The organism is Psychrobacter sp. CAL346-MNA-CIBAN-0220 (genome assembly GCF_040309805.1).
Lineage (GTDB): Bacteria > Pseudomonadota > Gammaproteobacteria > Pseudomonadales > Moraxellaceae > Psychrobacter.
In genome coordinates, this window is record NZ_JBEOPF010000001.1 from 750,967 (window position 1) to 775,365 (window position 24,399).

At 43.1% G+C, this 24,399-nt stretch carries 12 protein-coding genes; 7 read left to right on the plus strand and 5 right to left on the minus strand.

Features of this window, described 5'->3' with window-relative positions:
• Positions 1-16: 16 nt before the first annotated feature.
• From AAEY88_RS02900 to AAEY88_RS02910, 3 genes are all read right to left on the minus strand, one after another.
• On the minus strand, positions 17-1,462 hold the full coding sequence (locus tag AAEY88_RS02900; RefSeq protein WP_350558778.1) for a glyceraldehyde-3-phosphate dehydrogenase: 1,446 nt from the start codon (positions 1,460-1,462) through the stop codon (positions 17-19).
• A 449-nt stretch (positions 1,463-1,911) separates the two neighbouring features.
• Positions 1,912-2,880 (minus strand): lipocalin family protein, encoded by a 969-nt coding sequence (locus tag AAEY88_RS02905; protein ID WP_350558781.1) that lies wholly within the window; start codon positions 2,878-2,880, stop codon positions 1,912-1,914.
• A gap of 703 nt (positions 2,881-3,583) precedes the next feature.
• Complete coding sequence (locus tag AAEY88_RS02910) at positions 3,584-4,777, minus strand: NUDIX domain-containing protein (protein ID WP_350558784.1); 1,194 nt, start codon at positions 4,775-4,777, stop codon at positions 3,584-3,586.
• Between the two features lie 291 nt (positions 4,778-5,068).
• On the opposite strand from AAEY88_RS02910, the gene hemP reads away from it, so the two are divergent.
• Entirely contained in the window at positions 5,069-5,227 is a 159-nt protein-coding gene (gene hemP / locus AAEY88_RS02915) for a hemin uptake protein HemP (protein WP_407074417.1), read from the plus strand.
• A 441-nt stretch (positions 5,228-5,668) separates the two neighbouring features.
• On the opposite strand, the gene AAEY88_RS02920 is transcribed toward hemP, so the two are convergent.
• Together AAEY88_RS02920 and AAEY88_RS02925 are read right to left on the minus strand one after the other, a co-directional pair.
• Positions 5,669-10,663: a translocation/assembly module TamB domain-containing protein gene (locus tag AAEY88_RS02920; RefSeq protein ID WP_350558790.1), complete on the minus strand. Its 4,995-nt coding sequence runs from the start codon at positions 10,661-10,663 to the stop codon at positions 5,669-5,671.
• A 131-nt stretch (positions 10,664-10,794) separates the two neighbouring features.
• Positions 10,795-14,310 (minus strand): BamA/TamA family outer membrane protein, encoded by a 3,516-nt coding sequence (locus tag AAEY88_RS02925; RefSeq protein ID WP_350558793.1) that lies wholly within the window; start codon positions 14,308-14,310, stop codon positions 10,795-10,797.
• A gap of 426 nt (positions 14,311-14,736) precedes the next feature.
• Here AAEY88_RS02925 and AAEY88_RS02930 point away from each other — a divergent pair, with 426 nt between their 5' ends.
• From AAEY88_RS02930 to cydB, 6 genes are all read left to right on the plus strand, one after another.
• Positions 14,737-16,077 carry an MFS transporter gene (locus AAEY88_RS02930; RefSeq protein ID WP_350558796.1) on the plus strand — a complete coding sequence of 447 codons (1,341 nt, stop codon included), beginning with the start codon at positions 14,737-14,739 and terminating at the stop codon, positions 16,075-16,077.
• A gap of 285 nt (positions 16,078-16,362) precedes the next feature.
• Positions 16,363-17,001: a 2-polyprenyl-3-methyl-6-methoxy-1,4-benzoquinone monooxygenase gene (gene coq7, locus AAEY88_RS02935; RefSeq protein ID WP_407074418.1), complete on the plus strand. Its 639-nt coding sequence runs from the start codon at positions 16,363-16,365 to the stop codon at positions 16,999-17,001.
• Positions 17,002-17,279: 278 nt separating this feature from the next.
• Positions 17,280-18,398 carry a hypothetical protein gene (locus tag AAEY88_RS02940; RefSeq protein WP_350558802.1) on the plus strand — a complete coding sequence of 373 codons (1,119 nt, stop codon included), beginning with the start codon at positions 17,280-17,282 and terminating at the stop codon, positions 18,396-18,398.
• A 362-nt stretch (positions 18,399-18,760) separates the two neighbouring features.
• On the plus strand, positions 18,761-21,193 hold the full coding sequence (locus AAEY88_RS02945; protein WP_350558805.1) for an alpha/beta hydrolase: 2,433 nt from the start codon (positions 18,761-18,763) through the stop codon (positions 21,191-21,193).
• Positions 21,194-21,831: 638 nt separating this feature from the next.
• Positions 21,832-23,340 (plus strand): cytochrome ubiquinol oxidase subunit I, encoded by a 1,509-nt coding sequence (locus tag AAEY88_RS02950; RefSeq protein WP_407074385.1) that lies wholly within the window; start codon positions 21,832-21,834, stop codon positions 23,338-23,340.
• The gene (gene cydB / locus AAEY88_RS02955; protein WP_350558808.1) at positions 23,340-24,356 is read left to right on the plus strand and encodes a cytochrome d ubiquinol oxidase subunit II; all 1,017 of its coding nucleotides are present in this window, start codon (positions 23,340-23,342) and stop codon (positions 24,354-24,356) included. Before AAEY88_RS02950 ends, cydB begins: the two co-directional genes overlap by 1 nt.
• The last annotated feature ends 43 nt before the right edge of the window (positions 24,357-24,399 follow it).

The window sequence follows — 24,399 nt, forward strand, 5'->3', positions numbered from 1 at the left end:
TTAATACCAATAGATTTTATGCTGGGATCTGGGTGTAGCTGATACCGGCCATTTGCGTCGCTAAACGCAATACTTGGGTACTATAGCCCACTTCATTGTCATACCAAATATAAACGATGGCATGATTATCAGTAACGATAGTGGCTTGCGCATCAACGATACCCACGTGCTTAGTACCAACAAAATCAGTCGATACCGCTTCTGTTGAATCGGTATAAGCAATTTGTGATTGCCATGTACTGCTGTTAGCCATTTGACGCATAAATTTATTCAATGCATCAGCACTTTGTGGCGCGCTTTTTAGATTTAAATTCAAAATCGCTAAGCTGACGTTTGGCGTGGGTACTCGAATGGCATTACCTGTTAATTTTCCACTCAGCTCTGGTAGGGCTTTACCGACCGCTTTTGCGGCGCCAGTGCTAGTAATTACCATATTGAGTACGGCGCTGCGACCACGGCGGTCTGCTTTATGATAGTTGTCAATCAAGTTTTGGTCATTGGTAAAGGAGTGAATAGTCTCAACGTGACCGTTTTCGATACCATACTCATCATTCAGTACTTTTAACGTTGGGGTAATAGCATTCGTAGTGCAGCTGGCGGCACTGACAATAGTATCGTCACCAATGGTATCGTTATTGACACCATATACAACGTTTTTAATCTCGCCGCCAGCAGGCGCAGTTAGTAGAACTTTGCTCACACCTTTCGACTGTAAATGCTTGCCAAGACCCGCTTCGTCTTTCCATATACCAGTGTTGTCAATGATTAAAGCATTATCAATACCATAGGCAGTATAGTCAATTTCACTTGGATCGTTAGCATAAATAACTTGTACAAAACGACCATTAACAATCATGCCATTATTATCGTCGTCAATACTAACGCCGCCCAAAAATCTACCATGAATCGAATCACGTTCAAGTAATGAGATACGCTTGGCTAAGTCGCCAGCAGCGGCAGGACGTACTACGATAGCTTTTAGTTGCAGACCTTTTACACTTGACGCTTGCGATAATAACAGACGCGTTAAGATACGACCAATACGACCAAAGCCATATAGAACCACGTCAGTAGCACCATTTACCGCGCTTTTATCACGGCTAATCGCTTGCAACACTTGTTGAATATCACTGTCGTTGGCAATCAGCTGACCAACATCAACGCTTGCGGATCGAATGTTATCGCTAGCGACCAATGCTTTAACCATCGCTAAAGTATCTGCAATAGCGATAGGCTTAGCGTCTTGCTCGCGAGTTGCTGCTTTTTGATGCAGTGCCAATACTTGACCGACTGAAGTGGTGTCAATAGTCTCGCCAAACAAAGTGACTTGTACATCTTGCTCGTTATATAGTTTATTGAGTAACCCAATCAGCTCAATAGCTTGTTGCTCTTGATTGTTATATTGGCTTAGGTGGTCTTGATGTAATTGGCGTAAGGTATCAGCGTTGCTCACGAGAAACATCCTTATGGTCGGTAAAAATAATAGTTAGTAAAAATTGAGATCAATAAGATTGATAACGTATAGAAATCTATAGAAACGAGAAGAGAAGGGAAATAATCGCTCTTTTGATGTAATAAAAATGCAATAAATAAGAACTATTGTCATTATCTATTATGATCAGTACGATTGAATTGTCTAGATTTTAGCTCAAAACGCTCTATTTTGCCAGTAATAACCACTATTGTTATGAGTGATGATCGGTTATAAATGATTTGATAAAAGCATTCCTATCTGTTATTGCGTTTTATCATTGTATTACGCACCTATATTTATATTCTATGATTGATTCCAACACATAGAAGACAACTTGTTAGGCTAACTTTTGAATTGTCAGGTAATGCCTAGTCACCTAAGACATGTCCTCGATACCGGTATTGTTGCTCTAATAGTTGCTATCAATCTAGTGGCTATCAAGGGTCTAAACTAACGGTTTGATTGGTATGCGGGGTCAACTTGAACTCTTTTAAATCATAGCCTTGTTGCTGTGCAATTTGACGATATTTCGCATAGGTTTGCTGGGTGATATTAGGCGAGCGCGCAAGTAGCCAAAGATAGTCATTATCTGGCGTTCCCACTAAGGCGGTTTGATAATTAGCATCACGCGCTAGCACCCAATAATCAGCCCGACCTACTGGTAACCAGCGAATCCATGACGGCAAAAAAGAAACTTTTAACTTGCTACCCGTATTGTCGGCAGGTTTTGCGATTCCTTCAGCAGTGATCATCTTGCTGTCTGCGCCAGTACATTGGTTAAGGACCGTAATCCCTGAACCATCGGTTTTGCCAGTATAGGTAGCTGTCACATTACTAGCGCAATTGCGCTGAAAGTACATCGGTAATCGCCCAATCTCATACCAAGTGCCGGCATACTTTTCAAGATCAACACTATCAACCGTAGTCGGCACACTTGCAGACTTGTGAATAATAGCGCTCGGCTCAATCGCTAGCGTTGCCATCGTCGTTTTATCAGAGGTTGCATTAGCGGTCGTCGCATTAACGGGTAATACCTGCGGAGCAGCATAAGCCGAAAATGCTGCCAGCGGTATAATAATAGCTAAAGCAATCGCAGTATGCTTAACAAGTCCATTCATAAATATACGCTCTGGTATGTCAGTATTTGATGTATAAATCTCGGGGGGTCTATTATTTTTGTCTCGCTTCAAACGGCGGGGATTAAAGTTACTAGGCTTAATAATATCTAACTTAATATCCTGCAGCTCAAAATCGTTCTGAAGTTTATTGGTATTATTAGTGGTCTTATCAGATAATTTTGCTATAGATGGCAATACACAAGTCGCTTTAATTGCCTTTTTATAGCCATGATTTACACGTACCTGTTGTGTACTAGTAGTTTTTTTATTCGTACTCACGTCGTTCATAGCATGATCTTCTGCCTTTGGCAGGCTACTGTCGAAACGCTTGTATATAAGACACCTATTATTTAAAAGTGTCTCTTCTACAAGATAATGTGAATTTTTACTGTTGTAATGGGCGTCATTGCTCGCGCTGTCAGTCCGCTGCACTTTATCGCGTCTTAAATAGCTAACATTTGAGTGGCTATTATGCGGCGATTGAGAACCGGCTGCCTTTGAATCAGACTTTGCTGACTGAGGTAACTTATTGGTTTTCATAGTAATACCATTGGTAGTTAAGTGTTAAAAGTCACTATTTATGACTGTTCATTATTAAACAAATTAATAGATATATAGAGTTTTAATTCCATCGATAACAATAACGTTGGATGTCACTAATTTCATAGCTCATTAGTTCTATAGACAAGACTAAGATATTTTTGTCCGCCTACTGTCTAATTCTAATTACCTAATTCTAATTACTTTCTAATTCTAGTTATTATCTGAGCTAATCACTCTAGGTTTTTATAGTAAAGGTATATGTGCGATTAGGACAGTGCAGCAATGTAGGGAAACGCAACGGTTTGTAAGTAATGCTAGGGTTAACTCACAAATCCTATATAGCGTTAACAACATGTAAAGTAAGCAAAAATTAACACTTTATTTCCAGCAGTTGTCTTTTATTTTTGTTTATGAGCGCAATTCAATGATGACTCTAAACGCTTAATATTTAACTCAGTAAAAACTGCCGGATACCAGCGATACTTACCGCACCATATTGTGCTGCTTGTTCGAACATTGCTGGTGACAACCCCCCTAGACCAATAACCGGCATATCAGCCAATTGTGCCCATGATGACCAAGACTTCCAGCCAAGCGGTTTAGCATCGGTATGAGTCTGAGTTGCCAATACTGGCGATAAAAAGACAGCAATTACTGGTGGCAGCTGATTTTGTAAGCGATCGGCAGCTAGCCTATTAGCCGCCTGAATACTGTCCACATCATGGCAGCTTACTATTAGGGGAAAATTTGCTAGCGGAGAATTCAAAGAAGCAAGCGGGCTACATTTAGACTGGCCTTTAGAATCCCTATCTTTAGAGGCATGAAACCCTTGCATTAATTCAGTGTGCGTTAAGTGAAAAGCTTTTATTTGTCTGCTCATGTCATTCTGTTGCGACCATTTTGTCTCTTCGTTATGCTGTTCTGATCTTATTGGTTCCAACACAACAGACTTCATTAAAGTATGGTTCGTATCGTCGTAATCATTGGCGTTGCAAGGCAAGATCGTATAAATATCAGGTCGCATACTCATTAATTTCTTTGTCATTTGTTCTGAATTTTTGGTTTTGATTCGTATATATATCCAGGCGTTTTTGGGAATATGCTGCTGATGGTAAGTCAGCCATGCTGCCTCTGAATCCAAATCTGCGCTAAAGTGGGCCTGCGGATAGGTGATAGCAATCTGCGTCGGTAATTGTAGCCAAGCTAAAATGGTCTGATTGGCAGCAGGTAGCGGATAATCACCTGCTAACAACGCCTGCTGAGGAACCCAGGTTAATGCTTGCTCTTCTAATCCATATCTACAATGTCGATGCTGCTCATATTGCGCTGCTGTCAGTGCTACCTTATACACCTGCAAACACACTTGCTTATCGATATAGTCATGATGCAAGCGGCCAAGCTTAACGAGTACATTGTCACTAATATCGATACCCGTCTCTTCGACGACTTCCCGTATTAATGCCCCTACTGCCGTCTCGTTACTCTCTATCTTACCGCCTACAAACTCATAACGGTTACCTTGGTGCTGCGCGCTGCTGCGAAATCCAAGTAAATATTGATCTTGATAATGAATGACAGCAACGGCGACATTAACTATGAGGGCTTTTTTGTTTTCTGATTGTTTTTCTGAATTACTCTGCATAACGGTATCCTATAGTACTTTTCAATTTTATAATTTTTGTGAATTCTAAATAATAGCTATTATTTACTTGAGAGATTAATCGATTTAACCCTAGCTTCATTTATGGCTCAATATTATGACTTATAGACACTGCCTTACATAAGTTTACGTAATAACTGCATTTTATTTTATCAATTGGCTTGCAAAATACTCTTATGTAAATGATAATCATTGTCGTTACCTAATTTATTCTTTGTTTTGTTTTTATTATTTAGTATGCCGCTACCCTATCAAAAGGAATTCACTATGAGCATGGTTATCTCTCGTTATTTAAACTGCCGTGACAATCGCCTACCTACTCTACAATCACAACATCTATTTGCGCTGACCAAAGAAGTGCGTATTGAGCATGAAGGTGAGGAATATCGTTTACGCCTTACTCGCAACAATCGCTTAATCTTGACTAAATAGCTTAGGGCCTGTTGAACATTCACAAATAGGCACTGCTGATAGCTGCTAGTTAATCAAAGCTGTGTTCCAGACCAGACGTAAATCGACGATAATGCAGGTGCCTTAGCTAGAGTTACAACACAGTATGGAGCAATTTTAGTATCAGCCCCAACAATCCAAAATAGAGACAGGACTCTTTTTGCCGCTACTTTGCTAAAATTATCCGCTTAGAATGACTAAACTAGATATTTTTAACTTTGAATCGCCTAAAAAAATAGTCTCTGTCAGTGCCATGGTCGAATGTTCAACAGACCTTAGATATTCTTAACCGCTTAATTATTTTTAATTCTCATAAAAAAACGCCTTTGATAAGGCGTTTTTTTATGACTGATATTCTCTTAGCTTATATTTTTTGAAAATTTTAATCATAAAAGCGACTGATAATATAACTTAAGCAGCGTATTAAAACTGCCAGCTATAAACCACATCAACTGCATTTTCTGCAGCCGACGTCGCTTCAACATAAATACGACGAGTCAACTGATACCGAATCGATAAGCTATTCTCTGCATTGAAGACCCCTACGCCATAGCGAATATATAAGTCGGGCGTCACGTAGCCGGTGACATTGACGTTGGTATCTTCACTACTACCGGAGGCATCAACCGTGAGACTTTGTAAACCAAAGGCTTGGCCGATTTGATTGGTTAAGCTGCGCGTACCACTAAGACCAAAACTCAGACCTGCGGCAGCTAGATTATTAGTCACCTCAGATTTAAAACCTTGCTCACTGATTTGGGTTGCACCCGAATTACTGAGACGTCCCGTTACTAGGGCATTCATCGCTTGCTGCTGCGTCAGTCCCGCATTATTAAAGACCACAATGTTTGGATTTTTAGTATTGCCTTTGACTCGTAGACCGACTGTTTTTCCACTAATGACCTTTACCGCCTCAATGCTTAGATTCGGTTTCATCACATCACCATTAAAGCGTACTTGCCCATAGTTGAGCTCTAAGCTCTGCCCAAAGACGTTCACATTGGTACGACGAGAGACCTGTACCACGCCTTTGGCACGCATGATACCTTGACCACTCTGATTGATATTCAGCGCACCCGCTAGAGGAATAACTGCTCCAAAGCCGCGAAAGTTAATATTATCGCCTAAATCAATACCAATATCAGCATTAATAGACCACGGTTTTGAGAGGGCTAAGACCTCATTGATATTACCAATCAAACGTCTATCAAGCACGACCGCATCTTCAGTTTGGGTAATGATATCTTCGCTGGCTTCTGGTGGACGTATAGTCGCTGATGGGACACTAACCGATCCCTGAATATTGACGTATCGATCAGTTGGACGCACGATGATGTCGATATCTGGGTTAATTTCTGCCAATAGCAATGGCGGCTGGGTCAATACCAAACGCTCACCGATAATACTAAGCTTAGCTTGTAATTTTTGTTGCCAGTTCACTGTGCCCGTCAGCGTGCCTGTACCTGTACCACTATTAAAGTTCCCATCAATCGTCGCTTGGGTACCTCGAATTTTAGCCGCCGCGTTAACTTTGGATAAATTAACTGGCAAATCAAGCATTGCAATACGTCCATCAGCCAACTTAACATCACCATAGAACTGCGGTTTATCGAGCGTGCCGCCCAAACCACCTGCCATAGTGATATTGCCTTCAAGTACTCGCATACCAGGAAAGAAAGGCTTAAAAATCGCTAAGTTAAGCTCATTGAGCACCAAGGCTCCTGAGATGGGCTTAGATGTTTTATAAGGATCGACGATGACCTCAGCATAACCACGCGCGTCATCTCCAGTATTGATGTCGGTACGCAGCTTTAGTCCTTCAGGAACGGAGAGCGCAATGAGTGATATACGCTTGTAAGGTAAGTTTATTGATCCTGCATCGCCCTCTTGAATTAAGCCGATTTTACCGTTGTCTGAATATAAAGTAGTATTAATAGTGGGCGGTTTACCACGCTGCCAACCGACGACTGCCTTACCGTTAATCTTACCGTGCCAATCAATGTCTTTCGGTAAAAATACTGAAAGCAGCGACGTATCTAGCTCTTGCAGTGCTAAATTGACTTGACCACTAGCGGCTGAAGCGATGAGGTTCTCGCGTAGACACAGTTTGCCAGTTTGATCTGCTGCCTGCCAACAATGCGCTGCCAGTTGTACTTTTAGATCACTGGTACCCTTGGCTTGAGTTTGTGGCAGATTAACGATTAATTGTGCTGGTTGCAGCTGATTTAAAGTAGCATATTTAGACTTAACGCGACCTTTACCTATTACTCCTGACCAGCTGAGCTGATCTCGGTCAAAGCCGCCTTTAAGCCGCGCTGATATATCGAGCTGCTCATTAGCCACGTCAAGGTCCAGCACATGCGCCTGTTCAGTACCATTAAAGGAGGCATTAACGCTTTTAAAGGTTTGCCCAGCCACATCTAAACCTTCGGCGCTCACTATGAATTGACTGGGGCTATTGGCTAGATTGACCAGTTTACCGCGGATACGCCCTTGACGTAAAATAAATCCTGGCAGTGCAATACGCTCACCAACCAAATCAACATAGATGGTTGGCAGTGCCTGTCCAACTGGCTGCGATAAGGTGGCGCCGCCAGTTACTTTACCCGCAAGCTTCTCTGAGAGCTGATCGAGACTGGTGATATTAATCTTCGCCTGTAACTGCTTGGCATTACCATTAGCAGTCAAATAATTATCACCCCAACGCAGCACTAGATTATCAGCATTGAGACTATCAATAAGCGCATTGACCTGCTTATACTGCCCTTTAGCATCTTTCGTCTGTAGATTCTTAAAGTAACTTGCTAAATCTTCTGGTAAATACAGCTTAGCGGCCAAACTACCTTTAGCACTCAGTGGTTGACCTTTTAGAGTGCCTTTTAGATTGATTTGCTGCAAGTTAATAATTTGCTGCGCTTTACTCCAGCGTCCATCACTGTTTAAAGTGCCAGTAATCACACTCGGGGTGTCTTTAAGAAAATAACCCAGATTAAAGCGATCCATCACCGCACTAATATCCCATGCGATTCCTTGGCGCACGTCGACTGATCCTTTGGCATCGATGCTGCCGGCTGCACCAACATGGCGAAAACGCTTGATTTGAATCAGCTGATCATCGCCACTAGCATCAATCGTCAGCTTACCCGCTGGTAGCTGCTTGGCATCTAATATTCCATCAAAGTTAACCGCAAAACGCTGCAATTTACCTTTGGCTGCTGCATTATTTTTAGGTGCTGATTGCCATTGGCCGCTGGTGGTCAAGTCGCCGGTGAGAATGGCTGGATTATTCGGTAAGAAATAACCTAAATCAAAGCTATCAAAGCGCCCCGACACGTTCCAGCCCAGTGCTTGGCGTAGGTCTATCACCCCTTTCGCCTTGAGCGCTCCTGCCTCGCCAGCGTAGTTTAATTTGCGGATACTAATCAGCTTGGGCGTACCTGCTGCATCGATAGATAAGCGACCTTTGGGTACATCAGCAGTATCCACTTGCCCATCAAAGCGCGCATCAAATACGGATAGCTCGCTGCCGATGATATCGACACTGGCATCGCCGCCACCTGTGAGTCCAATCCTACGACCTTCTTGCGAGGAATCAAGCTGCGCCTGCAAATCTGTATTATCAAAACCAATAATATGGCGCTGACCTTTGACCCGGTTTTTACTGATATTTAGCATACGGCCGCGTGCACTGATACGGCCAGTTAAGCGCTCAAGCGGTAAGTCGCTGCGGTATTGCTTAGGTAACAAACCCTTGGTACGCGCGTCAATCTGCCAGGTAAGTGGACGTTTTTTATTGGCCAGCTGAATCTGTCCATTACCCGACAGATCACCTACCACGCCTTTATAGTCAAGACCATTAATATCAATGACGTCGCCAGATTTACGTACGCGCACATCATAGCTACCTTTGGGGGCAGCGTTAAGTTCATTAATTACGGCATTTGCATCGACAGAAAGATGTGAGCCACGAACAATAACATCTGCTTGTCCGCGTGGACTGTCGATATTGCCAACATTGGGCACATTTTGGCGGAGTAGGTTTTGCCATTTGGCAGTAATATACCAGGGGGCTACTTGACTGGATTTGGCTGGGGTTTTACCGCGCACTATATTGGCATTGACATGCTCGCCATCACGCTGACGTAGATCGGCATCTAGTTGCAAGTTACTAACGGCATTTTTTTGTTGATAATGCAGCGATAACTTGCCGTTAAGCTTTTTTGGAGAATAAGGCTTAAAGTCAGCATAATCAGTAGGTATAGCACGGCGAATATCAAAATTACTGCCAGTAACTAATAATTTGGCATCAAAGCTATTTTGCCAATCTAGGATACCTTGCAATAGCAAACGTCCCGCTGGAACATTGGCATTGAGTTGATCCACACGCAGTTGGCTATTCGCAATTACCCCACGCGCTTGATAGTGCCCTGAGGGAATATCTTTGGCCGTCAGATCAGTATTAATGCGCAGACGTATCTCTGAGATAACGCCATTTGCGTTAACTGTGCCGCTTTTTAAATGCATATTTTGGGATTCAGCATAAGGAATGAGAATATCATCCCATTGTAGCTTGGCCTGAAACGGCGAATTATCATCCAGTCCCTGCACTACAAATTCACCGCGTATGTCACCTTCGTTATAGCGGCTACGCACCTTACCTACTGTACGTTTTAAGCTACCAGTAGCGGTGATATTTAAGGGATCAACATAGACTTTTTCTAAGGCACTGACCTCAGCGATGGCAGTAAGATCTAGTGGATAATCACCTTGTAGATTAATATCACCTTGTAAGGCTGTAACTTTAACAATATCGGCATAGCGCAAGTCGCCGCGCCCAACAGTGACCTGACTACCCACCCAGGTTAAATCACGCGCAACAATATCATGAATAACAATGGGCTTTTTAGTGACCTGTTTGTAGACGATGGTCTTTATTTTTGCTTGGTCAAAGCGCAGATTAACCGGTAGTTTGAGGGTTTTATAATCGAATGGTTCACCGGTCGGAGGTTTTTTATTGATGATCTCAATACGTTGGATGTTTGCCTCACGTAAATGGACTTCTTTGGCAAATATCGCTCGCCAGCCTATTTTGACATAAGCTTTATCTACTAGTATCTCGAGATCATCGGTTGCTTTGATATCGATGTCATTGACCCAAATACCATCACGCAGATTACCACTACCGTATTTGAACTCGATACCGGTCTCAGCACTGATCTTTTCTAATAAAAATTCTGTGCCTGAGTCTGTCCCAGCCAAGTAAAAAAACACTGCAAACATTATCACTAATACGATAAGGATTAATACCAGTAACTTGAGCACAAAAGACAGCGGATACCAACGACGTAGCGCACGGGCATCTTTTTGAGCCGGATCTTCATCCGATGGATCTTGCGGTGGGGTCTGATTGGTAAACATGACACTCAACTACGTTAAAGAATTATATGACTAATCAATGTTTGGCACGATTAGCACAATTAATAGGTACCGTTTATGGGGCTTTTTCAGCTTAGTAAATACTTAAATAACGGCTTAAATAATAAGCGGGCTTATAAAGGCGAGCCAATAAAGAAGTGCAGTCGAATAGGTATACTCTCTTCTGTCACGCCAGCGGCAACGTCGACACGCACCACACCTACTGGCGATGCCCAGCGAATACCAACCCCGACGCCAACCTTAGTTTCGGTCTCAAAATCTTTATCATAAGCATTACCAATATCAGTAAATATCGCCCCTCGGAATCCAGGCTTAAACTCATAATTATACTCAGCGCTACCAACTGCCAATATTTGACCACCAGTCAGATAGCCTTTGTCTATGGGCGATAGACTATTATAGTCATAGCCTCGAAGACTTTGATCGCCGCCAGCAAAGAAGCGCAATTTATAGGGCACATTATAGAAGTCATCCGCCCAAATATAACCCGTGTCAAAGCGACCCAGCACTTGATGTTTATCATCTTCACCAAAGCTATAAAGGCCGCTGACGCCAGCATGAATAATCGCCATATCCGTATCACTAAGCGCTTTATCTGCTCCTGCTTCAATACCATAATATTGGCGATAACCCTGAGTTGGGTTAGCAATATTATCCACACTGGTTTTACTGACACCATAACCGAGTAGTAGCGCTTGCTGCTTAGGATTAGAGGAAGCAAAGCGTACCGGCAAGTCATCAAGAGCAGCATCATCAACGCCGGTCTCTAGCTCATCCAAACGATAGCGCACAAAATAGCTGCGATCCCAGCCATTTTCGCTACGAATATTGCGTGCCAAAGCTGCTTTTAAGGTTTTGGTCGACAAGTCAAAGTTACCTTCGCCTTGATCTATGGTTTCTTCTTCATAAGTTAGACGCGCTTCAAGCTTATCGTTAAGTGGATGCTTCCACGGCCGGCTAGCATAAACGGTGGCATTTTTATTAATTCGCGATAATGCAACTTCTGCGCCTGCTTGATAGCCTTTGCGATTGATCAAATTATAATCAATCTTCCCAGTAGCGCGCACGCCGGTATCAGTACCATAACCGATACCGAATTGGGCATCACGAGGCTTATCGGCGGATACAAAGACATATAGCGGTACTTTTTTATTCTCTTGTACTTGCTGGGGAGTAATGCGACCTTCCAGTGTTGGTGGTACAAAATTTTCATCAGCGATCAATCCCTCTTCATCAGGGAAGACTTTTTTGGCCACTTTGCTGATAGAGTCACTGATTTTACCTAAGATACTGTCTGTTTCTTGCGTTTTTTCATCCAGCACCCGATCCGTTGGTAAGCGGCTTAAACGATCTGCTTTTTGTTTAATAGCTTGTAGCTTATCTAGTGTTTGTTCATCGACTTCAAACTCGATAGGCGCAATATCTGCTTCATTCACAGACTCGCCATTGTTAGCACTGCTATCAGTATTATCCTGACTGTCTTCATCAGCATCACTGGCCTCGCGCGTACGGCTGTCTGTTGCTACTATTGGTTCAGCAGAATTACGGGGGTTATTCCCAGTATTATCACCACTATCATTAATATTCACGTCATCTATAATGGCATTATTAGAATCGGCATTTTCTAGCGTATTATCAAACGCTAAGGAGCTATTTTCGCTACGCTCATCAGGGGGCAAAATAGACTCAACGTTAACGGTATTAAAATAACGAGTCGCCGATAAGTCATTAGTAAACTTAGTGATGGCAGGGCGATAAAAGGGATCACCTGCTTCAAAGTCAAACAACTGCTGCAACAATGATAATTCAACCGGTAACTTCTCAGGATCGCGCGTCAAAGTGCCCGATTCTTTGTCATAAGTAAAAAATACCACGTCATCGAAATCATAACGCTCACCGGTATTATAAACCAGCGACACATCAGCGATGTTGTCCGGTAAAATAATATCAACCGATTTGTTTAACCAGTATTGATCAAAGTAGCCATAGGTGTTACTGAGTGATTCAAGCGCCGCTTTAGTATTTTTATAAACACGGTGGTTAAATACGTCGCCCTCTTGCGGCGGTAACTCTTTTTCAAGGGCTTTAAATTCTGGCTGCTCAATACCGGCACCGCGGATATCAATGGTGCGACTGTCAACGCGCACCGGCTCGCCTAATTTCTCAATAATCACATCAAGAGTATCGCTATTGGGTTGGCGCAGACTCAAAGTAATGTCATAGTAACCAACCGCTTTTGCAGCATCTAGTGCCGTTTGACGTAGACGCGGTAAGGCAGCAGTAAAATCAGCAACAGACTGCACAGTGGTGTCATCAAGCGCGGCTTTGATATTGTTGACCGGCTGAATATCCTCATCAGCTTTGATTAGCTTTGGTTGCCCATTGATATCATCGGTCGCAGAGGCTTGTCGCAAATAAACAGTGGTTTCGACATGGGGTAGCGCCATGTAGCCCCCATTAAAGAAACGGTTATATAAGCGCTTAACGAAGTTACTGCTATTACGTGCCCGCGGTTTGGAGGCTTGCTGCACACTTTCGCTGACTGCTTGGGTGTCTGTTGCCGCTTGATAATCCGGCAGATAATTATTAGGGTTCAACGCGCTTGGGCGCTCGGCTTGCTGCTGAGCCTCAGCGCCATTCTCGTTGGACAGCTGGTCAGCACTAATCTGCGCCTTAATATCAGTAGGGGAACTGTCAGCCCCGGCCACCGAATTACGTTCTTGCTGGGCAAGCATTTGTGCTGACGTAGCTTGCTGATTAATAGTAACCCCTTCATCTACGCGTCCGCTGCTGACAGCATCACTCACGTCAATCGGACGTGTCATGATTTCGGCGGTTTCAACACGGTCTTGCTCATTTTGAGGCTTTCTAAGCGTATCAAGATTGGTTGGCGCTGGTAGACTGGCGGCGTCCAAGCTTGGATCTAAGCCGATAGGTAGCTGCTGGCTGTCTAAAGTCGCCACAGGGTTATTGAAATCACTGTCGCTGTTATTATCTGCCTTATTCTTTGCATCCGTCGCTGCCAGCTCACGATCAATTTGCTCAGGCGTCATCATTTGATAGCCCTGCTGCTGGACACTCGTCGCTTGCTGCTGCAGATAGTCATCTAACTGCATACTGTCTAAATTGTCTGCACGATTTGGGTTATCAGAATTACTATCACCCAAATTACTATCACCTGAGTTATTATCCATAACAGGTTTAGTTGATGAGAGCGTATTTCGCTTATCGCCTAAGTTTTGTTCCTTATAATCCTCTAATACCGATTGATCAATAATACCTTGTTCCACCGCCTTTTTTAGATGTAAGGCATCTAAAGCCGCATCAAGCTGATCGTCATTGTCAGCTATTGCAGTATCATTTATCGATTGATTTTGAGACTGACTTAAAGGTTGGCTTGAAGAAGGATTTGATACATCAGAGCGGGTATCAGCGGCGATAGCAGGTGTCATTCCAAAACCGACTAGCGTACTAGCAAGTGCAGTAAATAATGCAGATCGAGTAAAATGAAGGCGCGGGTAAGCATCTGAACACAGATCGCGTTTAGTAATGGTCTCAACTTTACTGGGTTGCGACCCACGCGGCTGGCATGACAAGTTGCGCGGTAGCGTTGAGGGTTGACGTCTCATGTTACTTATTTCCTATCACCTTACGCGGCACAATAGTACTGACGATATCTACCTATTATCTATCGCCACCCTTTACCGGTGAATAAACTTACAGCACGTGGCTGAGATTATTTGACTAACAACGTGGCGCTGACAACATCTTGTAGCTGGTATTGAGCGACATCATATCTTTTTTGGCGCTCAGCTTTTAATGATACAGACACGTAAAATTCACAAATCATAACTTAGTTAATTATTAAATCATAGTATCTAACGCATGTATTTCTAGCAAAGCCTTGCTATTATACCGCCTAATATTTATAAAACCTATCTTATGTTTTGATAAGTTTTTGATAATATTCATAATTATATAAAGATATCAGCAAATTCAACTGCTGCTATTTAGCCACTTCACGCAGTAGACGCTGGTCGCTTGTAGGAGCCCCCATGGCAAGTCAGTTTCAGTTATTCAAGCGTCGTCGCTTTAGCGCTATGTTTTTTACCCAATTTTTGGGGGCGTTTAATGACAATATCTTTAAGCAAGCACTGATCTTAGTCCTCACTTATACCGCCGCCAGTCAGTTGGAGGTAGAGGTCAGTATTTTAAATAACTTAGCTGCCATGCTGTTTATTTTACCCTATTTCTTATTTTCAGCCTTGGCAGGGCAAATTGCAGATAAGTTTGAAAAGTCTAAGCTCACGCGCTTTATTAAGGTGTTAGAGCTAGTGATTATGGCAATTGCAGCCGTAGGTTTTGTGTTTGAATGGTATGCGCTGTTATTTGTAGCGTTATTTTTGATGGGCACCCACTCTACCTTTTTTGGCCCCATTAAATACGCTTATCTACCGCAAGCGATGCAAGAAGATGAGCTAGTCGGTGCCAATGGTCTATTTCAAATGGGCACATCCTTAGCAATTTTGCTCGGTATGATTATTGCCGGGGTCTTAACGCAGCTGCCGCAGTCTTTATACTGGATCAGTGCAACGGTAGTGGTGGTAGCACTATTAGGCTATATGGCAGCGCGTTTTATTCCGGTCATGCCAGCAATGCAGCCCAGTTTAACTATTAATTGGAATATTTTTACCACCAGCATGGCGACGGTACGCTACTTATATTCATTGCCATTTTTATTCTTTGTAATTTTGGGCAACAGCTGGTTTTGGTTTTATGGGGCAACGTTTTTAACCCAAACTCCAGAATTTAGTAAGGTAATCTTACATGGTGATGAGTCTGTGGTTATTTTTCTACTGACACTATTTTCCGTTGGGGTGTCTATCGGCTCCTTGTTATGTAAAAGCCTCACTAAAAATCAAGTTAGCTTGCGTCTATTACCCTTTGGTATTGCTGGCCTAAGTATCTTTGCAGTTGATTTGTACTTTTCTCTTTCGGCGTTAAATATTGACCTTAATACTGAATCGCTATTAGGGGTTAGTGAGTTATTTAATGTTGCTGGCAGCTGGCGGGTATTTGTCGATTTGTTCTTTTTGGGATTTAGTGGTGGGTTATATATTGTACCTCTTTACGCCTCCATGCAGGCTTACGCGCCCAAAAGCCATCGTGCACGCATTGTGGGTGCCAACAATATTTTTAATGCTATATTTATGGTTAGCTCCGCCATCTTTGCTATTGTCGTATTGAATACTTTAGGCTTAACGCTGCCGCAGCTATTCTTAGTCACGGGTGTGCTCAATATTGCCTTTGGTATGCTTTTATACCTAAAGCTAAATAAACATATCAAACAGGCAGTCATGCAAACCCATGAGGATTTCCTTGATCGGCAAGATTAGGTTGGATAGATGGGTACGTGGCATGCTATGTAGTGGTTAGCTGATGTTTAAATGGTGACTTGACTGATAATTTTCATGCCGATAATTCATTTTGTTTGCTATAGTAATAATTATTGGCCATTTATCAGCAGCTGTTATTGATAGACGGTTACTATTTATAAACAGCTGTTATTAAAAACCAACTATAAATATCAATATTCTATATATCATACGCACAGCGTTAATAAATGAATTATCAATAAATAAAGTATTAATAAACATAGCCATCAGGAGCTGATTATGGCACTGCGTTCCTTATCCAAAGTTGATCATTTGCTACTCGGTGTTGATAAAGCACTGCGGGCAGTAGTACCACATTCCAATCCCAGTACCCGTCCACTACCGGTTAATAACGATACGATTCCTGAACTGAGTATCACTGAATCTCGCCATGTTGCAGGACTAATGCGTATCAATCATACGGGCGAAGTCTGCGCGCAGGGGCTCTATCATGGTCAGGCTTTTACCGCTAAAGACGATGGTGTTAAGCAAGCCATGCGGCAGTCAGCCGCTGAAGAAGTAGATCATCTGGTCTGGTGTGAGACCCGTCTGGATGAGCTGGGCAGTCATCCGAGTGTCTTTACCCCTTTGTGGTATGGGATGTCGTTTGGACTCGGCGCAGTAGCCGGCGCTATCTCTAATGAGTTCAGCTTAGGATTTGTTGCTGAGACTGAAGCGCAAGTCAGCGAACATTTACAAGATCATATCGGCCAACTGCCTATGCAAGACAGTCGCTCAAGAGAAATACTGGCGCAAATGGATACGGAAGAGCTCCATCACCGTGAGCTGGCATTAGAGAATGGCGGCGCAGCATTGTCACCACCGATACGTCATACCATGCGTTGGATGGCCAATCGTATGAAAGCCACTGCCTATCATTTATAACTTATTCTAGATGAGGCTTAAACATCCTGTTTTTAACAATCCTACTACTGAGAAGCTAGAGACTAATTTGCTAGGGTAGTGAAAATTTACACGTTTTTTGGCCAGTAAGGTACTGATGGTTATAACCTGATAGCAAGTAGCTATCCATAATAGCAAACCTAGTAACTGCAAAGCGTTTACAACTTAACGAATTGAACTCTGACTATTTTTACTGAAAAACTTTATCAAAATAAACGTCTAAACATGACTCACAACAGATAATGAAGGTAACTACCCCTATGAATTTTGTAAATCAACCGCTTAAAATATCAAAGCAGCATAAGTGTGCTACTCTCACGGCGCTAGCTGCAGCTTGCACTATGCTGCTATCTGCTCCCGCCATTGCCGCCACTGATACCGCAGCCGCTAATGACATCAGCATGAGTGCGCCAAGCGCTATTGATTCAAGCAAGCGTATCATTCGCCGTGCACAGCCTAACGCCACTGTAAGCACCAATCCCGCTGTAAGTGATGGTGCTCAAGTCAATGAGCAACCAAACATTGCCCAAGCACCCAATGCCCAAGCATCTAACGCCCAAGCACCCAACATCCCGTCTAATACGCAGTCAAATATTCCACAAGCGTCAGCAGAAAAGCCTGAAATGTCAGAGCCGACCGGAACAACCACTGTATATGAACGCGGTCCTATTACGGTCACTGGTATTGATATTAGCAGAGGTCAGTTGCCAAGCATCCCAGTACCGCAAGTGCGAGTCTCGGATATTAGCTTTGTACAGACAGTATTGATCCCGCAAACGCAAGGTCTAGGCACCGACAAGATAGACGTTAGCTTGCTTGATGACTTCATTAGAGAAGTATCTCCTAATGCCCGCCATTATCCACCAAACTTTCCTAACCGCTCACAGCGCCACTATACTCGTGAAAAAATTAAAGTATTGGCTGAATGGATTGAGCCTTATGCCAGCGCACCCAATGCTTCGTACGAGGTGCTTATTCGGGCGGCCAAACTCAACGGCATGGGTCGTAACTTAGATTTAGGTTCAGACTTCGCGGTACGCGGTAGTCAATATGTTGATCGCGCGATCAAAAGTAAAACGGATAGCGGTGAAGCCAACTTTTTATATGGCATGATGTTATCAGAAGGTGGTGGCTTTAAAGAAGGTCAAAAGTATCTAGATCGTGCGGTTGCGCTAGGCTACACTGAAGCGGAGCAAAGCTTGGCACAGTCTGATCTCTTAAGCGATCGTCGTAGTCAGGCGTTAGATCGTCTGCGTCGACTTGAGCAGCAAGTGCCTGATAACAGTATTATTCGTCAGCAAATTAAAATGGTTGAAGACGGTAAATTCTATATTTGGGACTTACCGGCGCCTGACGTCAACATCAAGCCCACGATCTAAAATTAGCGACATATTAAGCTGAACTGACTTATATCATAAGGCTGTTTGGTTAAGCTATAAAGTCTCACATAACGAGCGCGTTCGTTTTATATTGATGCTATATCAATCATAAAGCAAACGCGTTTTTTTATGCTTAGCGCAAAAACGGCTGCATCTATTCAGGTCCAATGATCAGAACGCTTTTATTAAGAACGTCATTTGATAAGTACCCTTGCATGATTAAGATTTAAATAAGATTTTTTCGTAAATAAGCTTTGAGCAAAGATTTTAAATAGCATGGTGTGATAATAAAAGGTACGCTACACTTATCATGGTGTGCCGATCACGCTTATGTTAATAACTCACATCTACTGAGACTATTTATGGCAATTGTCAGTCTGGGCGCATCTATGGCAACGACCGCTTATAAAAACACTGTCCCAAGCATAGCTTTAATAGCAGCGATAATTTTGCTGTCTGCCTGTAGTACCGTCTCAGTAGACAAGCAAGCCTCGGCAAAGACCATTTCTGCTCAGCGCGGCAATATCGTGACTGATGATAAGTTTAGTAGCAATACCGCATCGACACTATTGTCAGCAGGCCTTAATGAACAAGCTTGTATGCAGCACTTTGATCTGTGTTTAACGCAACTAACGGACAGTATGTTGAATGAACACTATAGATCAGCGCTTGCTATCTTCGCTGAGCTACACTATGCCAAGGCACGCCAGCTGGCAGACTTGCAAGACTGCCGTGCTGCACTTGTGCGCCCGCCGATTGATCCTTATTATGCCAACGCACCTTTGAGCGCGGCGCAAAAAGAAACCCAAAAGCAGAATACCAGCACGTGCTTAATGAACTATCAAGCACGGCTCTTTGACGCCGTTAAGTTCAGCTATACCTATCTATTTTATGACCGCTTGGCTCATGATTTTGAAGGAGCAGAGACCGATAAAGCCAAATCACATCATCAAAACCGCATTCCAGATGACCTCGATATTCAAACCCAAGATATTTATAACGCTGCCAGTAACGATGTCATTACCCAGTTATATGAGTCCACAAACAACGCAGATAAACTGCTAGGTGCTACCTCGGATATCAAAGTCACTTATCTACCAATCACTCTGAACAATAGCAATCAAGCAACCATTGCCAATAGTACGCCGCTTCGTGGTAAGCCTACCGATCAGATTAATGTTATGAACATGCAAGTGGATAATTATAATCTGAACGTCTATCTGCCAAACGAAAATAACTACCTACAAAACGCTCGTGAGCAAACCTCAGCATTGGCCGATTTAGTATCTACTTATGAGCTGCGCCTATCCGGACTTAATTCGATCAGCAAGCGTCCAGGATTAGGTATTAGCTTGGTAGCATCATTGGACGACCGCTATACCACCACCATTCGCCAGCTGTTAGTATCCTCTCTATCAGGCAAGCTTACTAAAGCGGCGAACAACGGTAGCATGAATGATAGCGAGGCCAGCGCCCGCATTTATCCAACGGGACATCTGCTAATGACCGGGCTAATAAAGCCAAAAGGTGACAGCGTGCTGAATGTACTTAATAGTGAGCAACTCGACATTCATTTATATAACCCTTATCGTAGCGAAAGCGTAAATATTTTGGGTGATAACTACCCGCTTGCTGCTAACTTCTCGGCCGGTTATGGCTTGTGGCTGGCAGAAAACCAACTGGACGGTGTGGGCTATCTAAATTTGTTGACCCGCCGGCAAGAAGCCAGCTTGCCCAAATTATTTATGCTTGAGCCTTACGACCCTAATAAGCGCGTCCTGATTATGCTGCATGGTCTGGCCTCAAGTCCGGCAACATGGGTCAACTTAACCAACGATATCTTTAATGACGACAAGCTACGCGATAACTACCAAGTATGGCAAATTTTTTATCCGACTAATTTGCCTATTTTAGAAAACCGCTATCAGATTCAGCATTTACTTGAAACCACTTATCAGCAAACAGATCCTAGTGGGCAAAACAAGGCCAGTAAAAATAGTGTGATTATCAGTCACAGTATGGGCGCAATTATCGCCCGTATGATGCTCTCTAATGATAATTTGGCCAAAAACTTAAACGCCTTAGAAGATCAAGATGTACTATCAAATAGTAGTAAACGTCAAATTGATACTATGCTTAAGCAAGCCTTCGGTAATCAGGAACTTGCCAAACGCTTTGAGTTACAGACCTTACCGCAAGTTGATACCGCCGTATTCTTATCGGCGCCCTTTCAAGGCACTGACTATGCTGACCGCTGGTTTACCCGTGCCCTACGCCGCATCATATACCTACCAATAAGTTTGGTAAAAACGGTCACTGATAACTTGGCGACTATTGCCACTCAAGGTGATCTGGCACAAAACCCATTAGGCGCCTTGTATCTACAAAACGGTGCCAGTCAACTGAGCGACAAATCATCGTTTATTCAGCTAACCAAAGACATTACTATCAACGATAGAATCACCTATCATTCAATCATTGCTAATAATGATGCGGATATTATCAATGGGCTGGCGCAGATGCAGCCGAATGGCGCGAGAATTGACTTATCCCAAGCAGTGCCTGACGATATAACCACCCTGCCCAATGGGCCACTCATCGCTTCGGTCACTGTCAATGGAGATATTAGCCAAGTGCTAACTGAGCGTTTATCTGATGGTATCGTACCTTATACTAGTGCCCATCTTGATGGCGCGGCATCTGAAACTGTCATTAGTGGTGGTCATAGTATTCAAGCCAATCCGCAAACCATTCTAACTTTGCGACGTATTTTACATCAGCAATTGCAACATTAATAATGACAGCGTTAAAGCAACTCAAACGTCAACTTAATAGGTTTAACAATTTAAAGTATAAAATAAGCGATTCTTATATTATTTAACTTTGTAATATATTATAATATATATTGAATGTCACTGTAGTGTATGTTGTATTATCTACTGTTAGTAGGATGAGGCCTAAAGATTAAAACAAAACAAGTTTTTATTGATCGGTAGCTGCTGTTGATTGACAAGAATAATTAAACAGTGTCCAATCTACTCAGCCTTGATACATGTCTTTATGAGGTGTTATTTTCAATTATTTATGACTGTTAGGTACGCAGCTATAATGATGCGTTACTTGCACGCTGACTTAGGGTGGCGCATAATATACTTACGTTAAATTATGATAATATTCTGATTTAACAGACAAATGATTTTTAATTTATAAGGATATAAATTATTCACTTCAGCTAAACAGTTTCTGGCTAATTAATATTTTATTGAGAAGCCCTTAATCAAGCAGTTTTTAGCTAAATAACATTTGCAACCAAACAACCATTGGCTATTGCCCGTAATACTTGATCCCCCTAATTTATGGACAGTTACGGACAGTTACTTAAGCGTATCATGGAAGCTAGCGCCAGTCAGCTAACAGATAAAGGTAACCGTTTATGTTCGCTACGTTTATGATCGACCAGCTTGATGCGCTGATGCTCGCGCGTATCCAGTTCGCTTTTGTTATCTCATGGCATATTGTATTTCCTGCCTTTACCATCGGTCTTGCCAGCTTTTTAGCTGTACTAGAATATCGTTGGCTCAAAACCGGTGAACCTATTTATGCGGAAGTCTATAAACACTGGGTCAAAATATTCGCTGTTGTCTTCGGAATGGGGGTGGTATCAGGCGTTGTCATGTCCTATCAGTTCGGGACCAACTGGGCGGTCTTCTCTGATAAAGCCGGTAACGTCATTGGCCCTCTACTCGCCTATGAAGTCTTAACCGCGTTTTTCTTAGAAGCTTCATTCTTAGGTATTATGCTGTTTGGTTGGGGCCGCGTTAGCAAACGTATGCACTTTGCGGCAACTGCGATTGTCGCTGCTGGTACGCTAATGTCAGCATTTTGGATTTTGTCGGCTAATAGCTTTATGCAAACCCCGCAAGGCTTCATGGTTGGCGCTGATGGTCTCCTATATCCAACCGATTGGTTAGAGGTTATCTTTAACCCATCCTTCCCTTATCGCTTTGCACATATGGTAACGGCGGCGTTCTTGACCACAGCCTTTGTCATCGGTGGTATCGGTGCTTATTATATTCAATCTAAAAAACATCCCGAACACCGTAAACATGGTCGTGTGATGCTGGGTATGGCGATGATTATGGCCATATTTGTTGCACCAGCACAGGTGCTTATTGGTGATATGCATGGGCTTAATACCCTTGAGCATCAACCAGCTAAAGTTGCTGCGATGGAAGGTCTTTGGGAAAATGAGCGCGGTGCGCCACTGGTGCTATTCGCCATTCCAGATCAAAAAGCACAAAAGAACCACTATGAAGTCAAAATTCCTTATGTGTCTGGTCTAATCCTGACCCATTCATTAGATGGCGAAGTGAAGGGGCTTAAAAATTGGGCACCAGAGGACCAACCGTATGTTCCTATTGTATTTTGGTCATTCCGGGTCATGGTTGGCATTGGTACGTTGATGGTGCTTGTGGGTCTGTTCAGTGCCTACAAATACTTTAGAAAGCAACAATTCAATCCCGAAAGCAAATGGTTTCACCGCTTATGGATGATGATGACCCCGCTCGGTTTTATTGCGCTACTTGCGGGTTGGTTTGTTACCGAAACCGGCCGTCAGCCTTGGACAGTATACGGCGTAATTCGTACTGCCGAGAGCATGTCACCGGTTGCCGCTCAGCAAGTTGCAACGACGCTAATTGGCTTCATTGTGCTATATATCTTCGTCTTTGGCGCGGGCAGTTTTTATATTCTACGCTTGATTGCTAAAGGTCCTCAACCATATGAAGATCCTGCTGATGATAACTTCTATGAGCATTCGGTCACTGAAGGTCAAGGTCGCACATTAAGTGGCGACAGTCATGCCAGCGATAATATGGAAAAAAATTCGGCTGAAGATATTGACAAACCAGCGAATGACAAAGAAGACGGAGGGTTACGCTAATGTTTAACTATGGTGATGTATTAGATTTACCCTTAATTTGGGGCGGCTTGATTGCCTTAGCAGTCTTCGTTTATGTGTTACTTGATGGCTTTGATTTGGGCTGTGGAATTTTATTCCCGTTTGCAGGCTCTGATAAAAACCGCAGTCGGATGATGAACTCTATCGCTCCGTTTTGGGATGGTAACGAGACTTGGCTAGTGTTGGGTGGTGGTGGTTTGTTCGCCGCTTTTCCAGTCGCTTACGGCATCATTATGACCGGCTTATATCTGCCCGTCATCTTTATGCTGTTTGGTTTGATTATGCGCGGGGTGGCGTTTGAGTTTCGCTTTAAAGCCTCTGCTCATCGATATGTGTGGGATTTCTTCTTCTTTATCGGCTCTGTATTAGCGACCTTCTGCCAAGGGCTTATGTTAGGCGCTTTGGTACAAGGGCTAGAGGCCAGCAATCGTTTATATACTGGCGGCCCGTTTGATTGGTTCACGCCATTTGCTGTCGTCTGCGGTATCGCCCTTATTATCGGCTATGCCCTTCTCGGCTCGACATGGCTAATCATAAAAACCGAGCACAAGCTACAAGTATGGGCACGCAAAGTATCAAGCTGGATACTTTCCGCCCTAGTTTTAGCGATGGTGGTAGTGACGATATTTATGTACTTCTCAGATATCAATGCGCTTGAAGGTTGGTTCAGCCTGCCGGGTCTGCTATATCTTGCACCCATGCCAATTATTGTGCTGCTATTATTCTTTGTGATGCGTAAAGACTTAGCGACTGAGCGCGAATATCGTCCATTTCTATTAACTGTGGCGCTGTTTTTAATGGGTTATATTGGCGTTTGTTATGCCATGTTCCCTTATATCGTGCCCTATCAAATGACTATTTATGAAGCCGCCGCAGCCGATACCTCACTATCATTTATGTTGATTGGGGCCGGTATTATGCTACCGATTATTTTGAGTTATACCGCTTTTGCCTATTATACCTTTAAGGGTAAAACGGACCATGAGCATATGTACTAAGTAAAACATTTAGTATTTGATAAAATATGATAATGCCTAGCAG

Coding starts and splice junctions, on each gene's coding strand:
- hemP (WP_407074417.1), top strand. CDS start 5,069: ATGGTTATCTCTCGTTATTTAAACTGCCGTGACAATCGCCTACCTACT.
- AAEY88_RS02910 (WP_350558784.1), bottom strand. CDS start 4,777: ATGCAGAGTAATTCAGAAAAACAATCAGAAAACAAAAAAGCCCTCATA.
- AAEY88_RS02900 (WP_350558778.1), bottom strand. CDS start 1,462: ATGTTTCTCGTGAGCAACGCTGATACCTTACGCCAATTACATCAAGAC.
- AAEY88_RS02945 (WP_350558805.1), top strand. CDS start 18,761: ATGGCAATTGTCAGTCTGGGCGCATCTATGGCAACGACCGCTTATAAA.
- AAEY88_RS02905 (WP_350558781.1), bottom strand. CDS start 2,880: ATGAACGACGTGAGTACGAATAAAAAAACTACTAGTACACAACAGGTA.
- cydB (WP_350558808.1), top strand. CDS start 23,340: ATGTTTAACTATGGTGATGTATTAGATTTACCCTTAATTTGGGGCGGC.
- AAEY88_RS02950 (WP_407074385.1), top strand. CDS start 21,832: ATGTTCGCTACGTTTATGATCGACCAGCTTGATGCGCTGATGCTCGCG.
- AAEY88_RS02940 (WP_350558802.1), top strand. CDS start 17,280: ATGAATTTTGTAAATCAACCGCTTAAAATATCAAAGCAGCATAAGTGT.
- AAEY88_RS02920 (WP_350558790.1), bottom strand. CDS start 10,663: ATGTTTACCAATCAGACCCCACCGCAAGATCCATCGGATGAAGATCCG.
- AAEY88_RS02930 (WP_350558796.1), top strand. CDS start 14,737: ATGGCAAGTCAGTTTCAGTTATTCAAGCGTCGTCGCTTTAGCGCTATG.
- AAEY88_RS02925 (WP_350558793.1), bottom strand. CDS start 14,310: ATGAGACGTCAACCCTCAACGCTACCGCGCAACTTGTCATGCCAGCCG.